Origin of the sequence: Microbacterium testaceum, assembly GCF_003075375.1 — a bacterium.
GTDB lineage: Bacteria > Actinomycetota > Actinomycetes > Actinomycetales > Microbacteriaceae > Microbacterium > Microbacterium testaceum_E.
The window spans coordinates 61,245-73,434 of the sequence record NZ_QDFT01000014.1 but is presented as its reverse complement, the minus strand read 5'-3'; the positions used below and the strand labels follow the sequence as shown (position 1 = coordinate 73,434).

The 12,190-nt window shown below is 72.1% G+C and carries 8 protein-coding genes and 1 pseudogene; 4 read left to right on the top strand and 5 right to left on the bottom strand.

The features are described 5' to 3' along the window. The 5 genes and pseudogenes from DC432_RS07745 to DC432_RS07725 form a co-directional block, all read right to left on the bottom strand. Positions 1-873: pseudogene (locus DC432_RS07745) on the bottom strand (hypothetical protein); the annotation flags it as partial. Next, positions 870-2,096, bottom strand: a complete 1,227-nt coding sequence (locus tag DC432_RS07740; RefSeq protein ID WP_165801218.1) for a S8 family peptidase — start codon at positions 2,094-2,096, stop codon at positions 870-872. The gene DC432_RS07740 and the pseudogene DC432_RS07745, both read right to left, overlap by 4 nt. Positions 2,097-2,155: 59 nt before the next feature. Beyond that, complete coding sequence (locus DC432_RS07735; RefSeq protein WP_116537369.1) at positions 2,156-2,563, bottom strand: hypothetical protein; 408 nt, start codon at positions 2,561-2,563, stop codon at positions 2,156-2,158. A gap of 100 nt (positions 2,564-2,663) precedes the next feature. Beyond that, positions 2,664-2,951, bottom strand: a complete 288-nt coding sequence (locus DC432_RS07730; RefSeq protein ID WP_243393067.1) for a WXG100 family type VII secretion target — start codon at positions 2,949-2,951, stop codon at positions 2,664-2,666. 29 nt (positions 2,952-2,980) lie between these two features. Next, positions 2,981-3,292 (bottom strand): WXG100 family type VII secretion target, encoded by a 312-nt coding sequence (locus DC432_RS07725; RefSeq protein WP_055831852.1) that lies wholly within the window; start codon positions 3,290-3,292, stop codon positions 2,981-2,983. A gap of 290 nt (positions 3,293-3,582) precedes the next feature. Between DC432_RS07725 and DC432_RS07720 the strand changes: the two genes are divergently transcribed. From DC432_RS07720 to recQ, 4 genes are all read left to right on the top strand, one after another. Continuing rightward, a complete protein-coding gene (locus tag DC432_RS07720) occupies positions 3,583-4,947 on the top strand; it encodes a hypothetical protein (protein WP_116537368.1) in 1,365 nt (454 codons plus the stop codon). Continuing rightward, positions 4,944-5,918 carry an FHA domain-containing protein gene (locus tag DC432_RS07715; protein ID WP_116537367.1) on the top strand — a complete coding sequence of 325 codons (975 nt, stop codon included), beginning with the start codon at positions 4,944-4,946 and terminating at the stop codon, positions 5,916-5,918. The genes DC432_RS07720 and DC432_RS07715 overlap by 4 nt, the downstream gene beginning before the upstream one ends. Continuing rightward, positions 5,915-9,910, top strand: coding sequence for a type VII secretion protein EccCa (eccCa, locus tag DC432_RS07710; protein WP_116537366.1), 3,996 nt, complete (start codon positions 5,915-5,917; stop codon positions 9,908-9,910). Before DC432_RS07715 ends, eccCa begins: the two co-directional genes overlap by 4 nt. 85 nt (positions 9,911-9,995) lie before the next feature. Next, the gene (gene recQ / locus DC432_RS07705; RefSeq protein WP_431739677.1) at positions 9,996-12,035 is read left to right on the top strand and encodes a DNA helicase RecQ; all 2,040 of its coding nucleotides are present in this window, start codon (positions 9,996-9,998) and stop codon (positions 12,033-12,035) included. Positions 12,036-12,190 lie beyond the last annotated feature (155 nt).

The following is a 12,190-nucleotide window of genomic DNA, read 5'->3' as shown; positions in this document are numbered from 1 at the left end:
GCCCGGTGTCATCCCKGCAACGCCCGATCCCGGCGTTGCCGGGATGACACCGGGCAGCGTGGGGGACCCGTTGAGCGGGCCGTCCGGTGTCGGGCTCGGCGGGATCGATCCGAGGTCGATGGGAGGTCTGGGGCCCAGGTCGGCGTGCGGCACGTCGAGGGGGAAGGGGCCGTACTCGCCCGGACCCTCGTTGCCGCCCGAGAATCCGCCGCCGCCCGGCTGAGTCCCGGACGACCCACCGGTGGGGGCCTGCGCGAATGTCGGTGCACCGGAACGCGTCCCACCGCTCGTCGCTCCGTCGCCCCACGGCGTCCCATCGGCCGCGGACTCGGGGGCATCCTGACTCTCGCGTGTGCCGCTGAACTGGGGCGGACTCGGGAGGGGGATCTCGTCCATCTCCGTGGCGTGAGTCGACATCGCTCGAGCGGCGGCCTCCTCGCGTTGATTCGCGAGGTATCCGTTGATCGCAGCGGCGGCACCTTCTCCCGAGAGGAACGCGACGGGCCCGAGGACGAGCGTCGCCCCCACCGTCGCCCCGCGGACGGCCGCAGCTTGTCCCTCCGTCATGCCGCCCTGGGGAAGAGTGGCCAAGGATTCACGCGCACGTTCCCGAACGGAGTTCGCCTGAGAGATGGCGACCGCCGCGCTGACCTGGATCCAGTTGATCTGCTCTTGGACCTCGGTGGCGGTTCTGGAGAAAGCAGCGCTCGCTGCGTCCCCCGCCTCGCCCACCACACCGGGATTCTCAGCGACCTTCTGCAGCACCTGTTTCAGCGACTGCAGTCCGGTGAGCAGCGGGAGCCTTCCCGGCATGTCCCAGGCGCCTCCCGTTTCGGCGAAGTCGATGAGACGCTGTTCGTTGGGTCCGGTCATGGTGTCGTCCCCTCTCGGGTCTTGCGGCGTTGGCGAGTGATGACGAGCACGGTGATGATCCCGGCGACCAGGACGAGGACGACGAGGAGTCCGACGCCGCCGACGACCAGGGGCGTCAGGTCGAACGGTGCCTGCTGAACGGCACCCCGGTCGAAGGTGTTCCGGGGCTCGTTCTGCGATTCCGGGGCGACGAACCCCTCCGCCCGGGCCTGAGAGATCTGTTCCGCCGAGGGCATGCCGAGCTCTCGTCCCATCAGGGGGGTCTCATCGGGGTACTGCTCCGGATCGACGGTCAGCAGGGTCGGCAGCCACGCGGCACCGTACCCGTACCCGTCATCCGCGCGTACGGGCTCGTGAACGGTTCCGTTCGTGCTCGAGATCAGCGCGTGCACCAGCTGATTGCCCGTGGCCTGCGGGTACTTCTGCGCCGCGAGCGCGAGCATCCCCGCCACGATCGGTGTGGCGAAAGAGGACCCCGCGGCGTTCTTCGTCTGAGACCAGTCGCCGTTGGCTCCGACGTTGGGCAGGTTGTACCCTGCTGCGACGACGGTGGTCTCGGGCACGACGAACGGTCCGCCGTCGAGCTTCTCCTGCAACTCGCCGTCGCGGTTGACCTGGCTGACGCCCACGATGCCGTTCATCGAGGCGATGTCGGTCGCGGGATCGGCGATCTCGGAGGCATTCGGCTCCGAGATCACGACGGCGACACCCCGCGCGAGGGCGTAGGCGACGACGGGGGCATCCTGCTCCTGCGCAGCCGTTCCGTACGACATGCTGATGACCTGTGCGCCGTCGTCGACGGTGGCCTTGATGAGCGTCCCGAAGGGGGTGAGGCGATCATCGGTCGGCTGTGCGCAGCTGGGCGCGTCCTCGGGCCCGAGCCCGTAGAACGTCACCTCGGCGTCGGGAGCGATTCCGCGCACTTCGCCCGCTCCGGTGCCATTGCCGATGAGCATTGCGACCATCGTGGTGCCGTGGATGGACGCCGGGTCGGCGACATCGGTGACCGGCTCGGATCCCGTCGTGCAGACGCGCGTCTCGGATATCGAGAGGTTCCGACCTGCGAAGACGGGAAGATTCGGATTCATCTGATTATCGATGACCGCCACCTTGACGCCCGCGCCCGTCAGCCCCGCGGAGTGCGCTGCGCCGACGCCGTAGGTGTCGGCCCACCACTGCGCGTCGTTGCCGGCGGCATTCGCGGAGGAGGGTGCAAGGGGCATCAGCACCACGGCTACCGTCGCCGCGGTGGCCCAGACCGAGAGTCGACGCCGGGCGCGTCTCATCGGGGGAGCTCCGCCAAGAAGGCGCTGGTGCCGCCGCCGCCCGTCGACGTGGAGCCCGTCGACGTGGAGCCCGTCGACGGCGCCGGCTGCGACGCGGAGTCGATGACCGAGAGCGCCTGCTGCGCGTCGGTCGCGTTGATCGCATCGCGTTCTTGCAGGGCGCCGACCGCGTGAGAGAGGATCTGGGCGTTCTGGACGACCCACGCTCGCACCCCGTCGATCTGCGATGACAACTCCCGCGCACGCTGTTCCAGCCGTCGGGTGAATTCCGCTGAGGTGTCTTCGGCGGCGTTGCCGTCGACCTGCCGGATGACGGCGGCGGCCGGGATCTCTTCGGGCACCTCGGTCAACAGCACCACGTTGTGCTGCGCCTGGTCGCTGTCGTAGCCGATCGGACCACTCATGGAACTCCTCGTTTCGGGAAGCGGGGGGCTGAAGGGGAAAGCGGCCCGGGGCGGACCGCACGAACCGGCGGCCGCCGAAGCGGCCGCCGGTTCGGGGGACTCAGACGAAGCGGCCGGCGGCGGACTTGTCGGTCGAGGTGTAGCCCTGGGCGATCTCGTCGGTCTTGCCGGCGATCTGCTGCAGGAGCTCGTTCAGGCGGGTGATGGACTGGGTCCACTGGGCCTGGGCCTGGTCGTAGGCGACCTGCGCCTCGCCGTCCCACGAGGCGCGCAGTGCGCCGACCTGGGACTCGAGCTCGTCGAGACGGGTGCGGATGCCGGAGGCGCCGTTGCGGATCTGACCGGAGAGGGCGATGACCTGCTCGGGACGAACGGACATGGACTGCATGGGGGTTCCTTCTTTCGAGTCGAGCGGGGTCAGCCGAGCAGCGAGCCCAGGTTGCCGATGGTCTGCTGGTGCGACTCCTCGGAAGCCGCCTGATCGCGCTCGGTGCCGCGGAGGGCGTCCTCGAGCGTGACGAGCACGTTGTTGAGCTTGGTGGTCTCTTCGTTCCAGCGCTGCATGAGCTGGGTGTACGAGCCGGCGGCGGCGCCGGTCCAGAAGCCGGCCACCTGGTCGAGCTCGGTGCGGACCTTGCGGACCTGCTCGTCGATACCCGACTTGGCGGTGTTGACCGCCTCGGCTCCGCGACGAAGCGCACCCTCCTGGGCTGCGATAAGATCTGCCACGTCTGTCTCCTCGATGTTCCTCCGGGCGCGCCCGGGCGTTGGGGATCTGTCGTCCGCCCGGGATCACTGACCCGGGACGGCGTCGATGGAGGAAATCGGAGCCCCCACCGGCCATCGACGTTACGTAATCCCGAAGAAGAACGACAACCCCCTGTGGATATTCGAAGATGACAAAGTTCTCATCTTTATCCCCGGTGGGGTGAGGAAAGACGAAAGGCCCGCTCGGGTGGCGGCTACGCTGGTGCGGTTGCCGCCCGGGAGGCGGTGCGCAGCACAGGCGAGGGGGAGCGGTGAGCGCGGAGATCACGCGGGGGCGGCGCGTCGCCCTGATCGACGGCGAATCCCGCCTCGATCTGGTGGTTCCTCTGCACGCTCGCGTCGACGACGTCCTGCGCGCCGCCGGTGCGGCGATGCAGCCGGGTGCCCGGGTGGTCGGTATCGCCGGTCGCGAGGTCCCCCGCCCCACGGCGATGTCGGCTCTCGAAGACGGCGTCGTCCTCGTCGTTGTGGATCCCTCGATCCCCCCGCCTGGGGAGGAGAGGCGCGCGGCGATCGCTCGCGCGGCGACGCGCGTCTCGGCCGCGTGGGCGGTCCTGGCGGCGGGGGGTGGCATCCTGGCCCTCATCCGCGTGCTGGGGGGCGACGCTCTGCCCGGGCAGGTGCGCGGGATCGTCGGCGTGGTGGCCCTGGTCGCGGCGCTGCTCGCCGCGATCGCGGTCGGGCTGCGCGCCCGCCCGCGCACGGCGACGCTCGCTCCCGTCGTCGGCGTGGTCGCCCTCGCGTTCGGCGGGGGGATGGCCGTCGTCCCCGACCTGCCGGCGTCGACGACGCTCGTCGCCGTCTTCACGGGATTGCTGGCGTCGGCGGTGGTCGCGGGCGTCCTCGGCGTCGTGGGTCTCACCGACGCGCTGCGCGCCCAGAGCCGCACGGCCACGATCGTCGCGGCGGTCCTCGCCGCGATCTGGGGAGTGGCCCTGCTGCTGCACCTCGACCCCTCCGCGCCGGCCGCCGTGACGTTGGGTCTGGTCCCCGTCGCGCAGCGCGTGCTGCAGTCGAGCCTCGTCGACGTCGCCCCCGGCACGTTCATCGACTACGACCGCTTCCAGAGCACCCGGTGGACGGTGCGCCAGGCCCTCCCCGACGAGGTGCGGACGATCGAGGCCGACGACGCCGACGCGCTCGTGGCGCGCTCGACCGCCCGCCTCACCGTGGGGACGGTCCTGCTCGTGGCCGCGGGCTCCGCGAGCGCGTTCGCCGCGATCCCGACGTTCGCGGGCGACGGCCCCGTCGTCCTCGGCGGCCGGATCGCCTTGGCATCCACCGTCGTCCTCTCTCTGCTGCTGAGTTCGCGGCGCAGTACCGTCCCGTTCCTGCGCTGGGTCGCCCGCGCCGGGGCGGTCGCGGTGGTGGCCGCAGCGGTAACGGCTCTCCTGCCGGTGTTCACGCCCGACCTCCTCGTGCTCGTCGCCGGACTGCTCCTCCTCGGAGGACTGGGCGCAGCGCTGCTGGTGGTCCCGGTGGGGCGGGGGCTGCGCTCGCTCGGGTGGTCGCGCACGGGCGACGTCTTCGAGGCGCTCGTGACGGCTCTGTCGCTTCCGGCGGGCCTGCTCGCCGCCGGGGCGATCGAGATCGCGCGTGCGATGATGGCGACATGACGCAGACGCCGCCGTTCGGCGCGCCCGCGACCGTGGGGGTGCGCGTAGGAGCCTTCAGCGTCGATGCGGCCCTGGTGGTCATCGCCGCGGGCGTGGCATCCCTTCTCGGCTCCCCGGTTCTGGGGGCCGCGGTCGCCGCCGAGGCACTGCTGGGCCTGTGGATCCTGCAGGCGCGACGGGGAGCGACCCCGGGCGCCCTGCTGTTCGGTCTGCGCGCGTCGCGCGTCGAGGCCCCGGTCGTGCCGGGTGCCGGACGGGCTTTCGTGCGTGGCGCATTGGTCGTGCTCGGAGGGCTGGTCCTCGTGGCCGGTGCCTGGGTGGTGGTGGCCTCGGCGGCGTTCGACCGCTCCGGCCGGCGCCGCTCGTGGGCCGATCGCGCCGCCGGGACCGTCCTGCTGGCGGTGCCGCGCACGAAGGGCGGGACGGATGCCGACACCCCCCGCGCCCTGGCCGAGCCCACCGTGCACGCGCGCTCCGCGACCCCGCGCGAACCCCTGCGCGTCGACGCCTCCGCCGCCGCCCTCCCCGACGCCCCGGCGTGGGGCGAACCGCTCGTCGCCCTCGAGTCCCGGACGGTGGCCGGGGAGCGCCCCGTCGCCCCCTCCGCCGTCGCGTCGGTCGGGGGAGCGCAGTTGCTGGTCATCTTCGACACCGGCCAGCGCGCGCAGTTCGCCCTGCCCGCGGCGGTGCTGTTCGGCCGCGCTCCCGTCGCCGAGCAACCCGGCGATGTCGTCGTCGCCGTCGACGACCCCGACCGCCTCATCTCGAAGACCCACCTGCGGCTCGAGCACGACGGCGACACGGCGTGGGTCATCGACGCCGGATCGACGAACGGATCCGAGCTCATCGACGACGACGGCACCGTCCACGTGCTGCGGCCGGGATCGCGCACCCTTCTCGAGGACGGCACGCGCGTGCGCCTCGGCGAACGCATCTTCACCCTCAGCCGCTTGATCGGAGGTCCGGTGTGAGCACGGGTCCGCGCATCGCCCCGCCGTCTCTTCCCGACGGGCGCATCGTCGTCCAGCCCCCGCCCGAGCTCGTCCCGAACGAGGGCGGCAGCGGCATCCTGACCTCGCTCCTGCCGATGCTGGGAAGCGTGGGCGCGATCGTCATGGTGACCATCTCGAACAGCGGTCCGACGGGCTTCCTGATCGGCGGCATGTTCCTGCTGTCGTCGCTGGGCTTCGTCGCGGTCAACGGCTGGCGGCAGCGCGCGCAGCGCAACGCCCAGGTGCTCGGCAACCGTCGCGAGTATCTCGCCTACCTGTCCGATCTGCGCGACACGGTGCGCGTCGCCGCGCGCAAGCAGCGTCGCCACGGCGGATGGATCATGCCCGCGCCCGCCGCCCTGCCGTTCATCGCCGAGGAGCGCTCGCGCGTGTGGGAGCGGCAGCCGGGCGACCCGACGTTCCTCCTCGCCCGCATCGGCGTGGCCGACCAGCCGCTGAGTCTCACCCTCGAGGCGCCGGAGCTGCCGCCGCTCGCCCAGCTCGACCCCGTCGCCGCCTCGGCCGCGCACCGCTTCATGCTCACGCACGAGATCCAGCGCGACCTGCCGCTCGGGTTCCCCCTCGCCGACTACGCGCGGATCGAGCTCGTCGGCTCCGACGACGAGGGCGTGCGCAGCCTGGCGCGTTCCCTCGTGGCGTCGGCGGCGACCCTGCACGACCCCGAGGACGTCGTCATCGCGGTGCTCGCGGGGGCCGCCCAGACGCCCGCATGGGACTGGGTGAAGTGGCTGCCGCACGCGATGTCCTCGCGCGTGCAGGACCGACTCGGGCCCGCGCGGATGATCGCGGCATCCATCGACGAGCTGGTCGACATGCTGCCGCCGCAGCTGTCGTCGCGCCCCCGTTTCAGCCCCGGAGCGGCCGTCACCCCGCACGTGATCCTCGTGGTGGACGGAGTGGATGCCACCACCGGCGGCGCCCTCGCCGGACTCGAGGGTGCGCAGGGCGTCACCGTCATCGACCTGCCGACGCGATGGGACGAGCTCGACGACCCGGTCGTGGCCCGCGTGGCCCTGGCCGACGCTCCGGCGCCGTCGCCGCAGGGACGCCGGAACGCTCCCGCCCCCGCGCTCGCCGAATTCATCGACGGCGCGGGTCGCGCGCAGACCTTCGTCCCGGATGCCATGAGCATCGCCGAGGCCGAGGCGACCGCGCGTCGGCTCATGCCGCTGCGCCCGGCGCCCATGGTCGTCGTGGACGCGCCGACCACGCAGGGGCAGGCGGAGCTGACCGAGCTGCTCGGCCTTCCCGACGTCCGCGCCGTCGACTTCGACCAAGCGTGGACGCCGCGCCTCGAACGCGACCGCCTGCGCGTGCCCATCGGCCAGCAGCCCTCGGGTGCGCCGCTCGTGCTCGACCTCAAGGAGTCGGCATCCCAGGGAATGGGTCCGCACGGCGTGATGGTCGGAGCGACCGGATCGGGTAAGTCCGAGGTGCTGCGCACCCTCGTGCTGGCGCTCGCGATGACGCACTCGCCCGAGCAGCTCAACTTCGTCCTCGTCGACTTCAAGGGTGGTGCGACCTTCGCCGGCATGGCCGAGATGCCGCACGTCTCGGCCGTCATCACCAACCTCGGCAGCGAGCTCGCGCTCGTGGACCGCTTCCAGGACGCGCTGCAGGGCGAGGTCGTGCGCCGCCAGGAGCTGCTGCGCGCCGCGGGCAACTTCGCCAACGTCGGAGAATACGAGGCCGCCCGCCGCGGGGGCCGGACCGATCTGGCTCCGCTACCCGCGCTGCTCATCGTGGTCGACGAGTTCTCCGAGCTGCTGACGGCCAAGCCCGAGTTCGTCGACAGCTTCCTCAACATCGGCCGCGTCGGCCGCTCGCTGCACGTGCACCTGCTGCTCGCCTCGCAGCGTCTCGAAGAGGGAAAGCTGCGCGGCCTCGACACCTACCTGTCGTACCGGATCGGTCTGCGCACGTTCTCGGCATCCGAGTCCCGCACGATCATCGGCACGGCCGACGCCTACACGCTGCCGCAGGAGCCGGGCGTCGGGTTCCTCAAGAGCGACACCGAGAACCTCGTGCAGTTCCGCGCCGCCTACGTCTCGGGTCGCCCACGCGGCCTCGCCGGCACGAGCGTCGACAGCCTGGGCGCGCCGATCTCGGGTCCCGCCCGCGTCCAGGTCTTCACCGCCGCGGCCCAGCCCGACGACGAGGAGGAGCGGACGGATGCCGCGCCCGCGGCGCCCTCGACCCCGGTCGCCGAGAAGCGCTCCACGTTCCAGATCGCCGTCGACCGGATGAAGGACCGGGGCCCCGAGGCGCACCAGGTGTGGCTCCCGCCGCTCGCGGAGCCCACGCCGCTGGACCAGCTCATGCCCGACCTCGCCGAGGATCCGGCGCTCGGGCTGGTGTCGCGCAGATGGAGGGATGCCGGTGCCCTCACCGTGCCGATCGGCGTCGTCGACATCCCGCTCGAGCAGCGCCGCGACCACCTCACCGTCTCGCTCGGCGGGGCGGCGGGTCACGTCGCGATCGTCGGCTCCCCGCTCAGCGGCAAGTCGACACTCGCGCGCACACTCGTGTCGGCGCTCGCGCTGACCGGCACCCCGCGGGAGCTGCAGTTCTTCGTGCTCGACTTCGGCGGCGGCGGGTTCACCGCGATGCAGCGCCACCCGCACGTGTCGGGCGTGGCCACGCGCACCGAGCCCGAGGCCGTGCGCCGCGCGGTCGCCGAGGTCGAGGCCGTGCTCGACGCCCGCGAGCAGTACTTCCGCCGCAACGCCGTCGACTCGATGGACACCTACCGCTCGCGGCGCCGCGAGGGGCGCCTGGACGACGGTTTCGGCGACGTGTTCCTCATCGTCGACGGATGGTCGACCCTGCGCAGCGAGTTCGAGGCGCTCGAGGCGCGCGTGCAGACGATCGCCGCGCGTGGTCTGAGCTTCGGCGTGCACGTCGTTGTCACGGCCAACCGGTGGCTCGAGATCCGCGCGAACCTCAAGGACCTCATTCAGACGCGACTCGAACTCCGCCTGGGCGACCCGACCGACTCCGACGTCGACCGCAAGCAGGCCGCGAACGTCCCCGTCGGTCAGCCCGGACGCGGCCTCAGCGCGACCTCGTTGCAGATGCTCACGTCGGTTCCGCGCATCGACGGCTCCGACGACCCGGCGACGATCGCCGACGGCGTGAGCGACATGATCGACCGCGTCTCGGCCGCGTGGCGCGGCGAGCCCGGTCCCAAGCTCCGCCTGCTGCCCGAGCTCATCTCGCTCGACGAGGTGCGGTCCCTGGCCGAGCCCGGCGACCCCCGCATGCTGCTCGGAATCGAAGAGGCGCAGCTGTCGCCCTTCGGCGTCGACCCGCGGGTCGAACCGCACCTGTTCGTGTACGGCGACTCGGGAACGGGCAAGTCCTCCTTCCTGCGCGCGGTGGCGAAAGAGATCCAGCGCCTCTACACCCCCGCCGAGGCGAAGATCTTCGTGGTCGACTACCGTCGCGCGCTGCTGGGCGAGATCCCCGACGATTACCTCGGTGCGTACCTCACCTCGCACGACCTGGCCACGGGCGGCATGAACGACCTCGCCCAGTACTTCTCGACGCGCATCCCCGGTCCCGATGTGACGCCCACGCAGCTGCGCGAGCGCAGCTGGTGGAAGGGGGCCGAGGGGTTCATCCTCGTCGACGACTACGACCTCGTCGCCACGAGCCAGGGCAACCCTCTGGCGGTGCTGCAGCCACTGCTCGCGCAGGCCGGCGACCTCGGTCTGCACGTCATCCTGACCCGCCGCTCCGGCGGGGCGAGCCGCGCGGCGTACGACCCGATCATCCAGCGCTTCACCGATCTGGGCGTGACCGGCATCCTCCTCGGCGGAAACCCCGAAGAGGGGGCTCTCATCGGCCGGGTCAAGCCCGAGCGGGCGGCGCCCGGGCGGGCGCAAATCGTCAGCCGCGAACACGGTCTGGTGGCGTCGCAGCTGTCGTTCTCGCCGTCCACGCACTGAGTCGCCCCTCCTCCCCACCGCCCCGGTCGTCCTCGTCGCACACCGGGGCGGTGTCGGTGTCGGCGGCCCGGGTTACCGTGGAGGGGTGACTCATCCCGGCGCCGCCTCCGAGTCGTACGCCGACGCACCGCCCGAGTCGTACGACATCCCCGACGACCCCTATGCGGGCGCCGATTGGGACCCCGACCTGTTCGCGCCGCCCGAGGACTTCGACGCGCCGCCGCCCCCGGTCGACCCCGCCTCCGCCTTCGCGCGGGCGGCGGCTGCCACCGGGACGGCGCGCGAGCTGCCCGCCGTGCGCGACTTCACCGGACACGACCCGCGGGCGGTGCTGCACGAGGTCTACGGCTACGACGCCTTCCGCGGCGATCAGGCCGACATCGTGCAGCACGTCGTCGACGGCGGCGACGCCGTGGTGCTCATGCCCACCGGTGGCGGCAAGAGCGTCACCTACCAGGTGCCCGCCCTGGTGCGCCCGGGTACCGGCCTCGTCGTCAGTCCCCTCATCGCGCTCATGCACGATCAGGTCGAGGCGCTCATCGCCAACGGCGTGCGCGCCGGCTACCTCAACTCCACCCAGGCGCCCGCCGAACGGCAGGCCGTCGAGCAGGCCTACCTCGCCGGCGAGCTCGACCTGCTGTACGTCGCCCCCGAGCGGCTCAACGGCGCGCAGACCCTCGGTCTGCTGTCTCGGGGGCGGCTCAGCGTCATCGCGATCGACGAGGCGCACTGCGTGTCGCAGTGGGGTCACGACTTCCGCCCCGACTACCTCGCCCTCGGCGACCTGGCCGACCGCTTCCCCGGGGTGCCGCGCATGGCGCTCACCGCCACGGCCACGCCCGAGACCGCGCGCGAGATCGTCGAACGTCTGCGCCTGCGCGACGCCCGCGGCTTCGTCGCCAGCTTCGACCGGCCCAACATCCAGTACCGCATCGACGCCAAGGTCGACCCGCGTCGCCAGCTCGTGCAGTTCATCCGCTCGCAGCCCGAGGGCTCCGCCGGAATCGTCTACGCCCTCAGTCGCAAGACCGTCGAGCAGACCGCCGCGTACCTGGCGTCGCAGGGGCTCGACGCCCTGCCGTACCACGCCGGTCTCGACGCCTCGGTGCGGGCGGCGCACCAGTCGCGCTTCCTCCGCGACGACGGCGTGATCATGGTGGCGACGATCGCGTTCGGTATGGGCATCGACAAGCCGGACGTGCGCTTCGTCGCCCATATCGATCTGCCCAAGTCGGTCGAGGGCTACTACCAAGAGACCGGGCGCGCGGGCCGCGACGGCGACCCCTCGGTGGTCTGGATGGCCTACGGCCTCGGCGACGTCGTGCAGCAGCGGCGCATGATCGATCAGTCGCCGGGCGATCGCTCCTACAAGCTGCGTCTCGGTCAGCACCTCGACGCCATGCTCGCGCTGTGCGAAACGGTCGGATGCCGCCGGCAGAACCTGCTCGATTACTTCGGCCAGCGCTCCGAGCCGTGCGGCAACTGCGACACGTGCCTCACGCCGCCCGACACGTGGGACGGCCTGATCGCGGCGCAGAAGCTGCTGTCGACGATCGTGCGCCTGCAGCGCGAGCGCGGACAGGCGTTCGGCGCCGGGCACCTCATCGACATCCTGCGCGGCGCGAAGACCGAGCGGATCGCCCAGCAGGGGCACGACCGCCTCAGCACCTACGGCCTGGGCGCCGATCTGTCCGATCAGGACTGGCGCAGCGTCATCCGCCAGCTGCTGGCGCGCGGCATCATCGTCGCGCAGGGCGACTACGGCACCCTCGCGCTGAGCGAGGCGTCCGGCGGTGTCCTGCGCGGCGAGACGCCCGTGCCGCTGCGGCGCGACGCGCTCGGCCGCACCGGCGGCGGCGGGGGTTCGAGCCGACAGCGCAGATCGAGCGCCGACGACGTGGCGGCCGGCGACCGCGACCTGTTCGAAGCGCTCCGCGCCTGGCGCGCCGAGAAGGCGCGCGAGCAGGGCGTACCCGCCTACATCGTGTTCGGCGACGCGACGCTCCGCGCGATCGCCGCCGCCCGCCCGGCATCCATCGGCGACCTGGACGGCATCACCGGCATCGGCGCCAAGAAGCGCGAGGCCTACGGCGACGGCATCCTGACGGTGGTCGCGGCGAACTGACCCCGCGTTCCCGCTCGCGCCCACGCCGCGCTGCGCCGCGCCGCGCTGCGCTCCGCTCCGGTGCGCCGCGCCGCGCCGCGCTCCGCTGCGCGGGTTGCTCGCGCGGGCCGCGCGGCGGCCCCGGGGCGCCGAGACTGCATCTGGCTGACAAATCG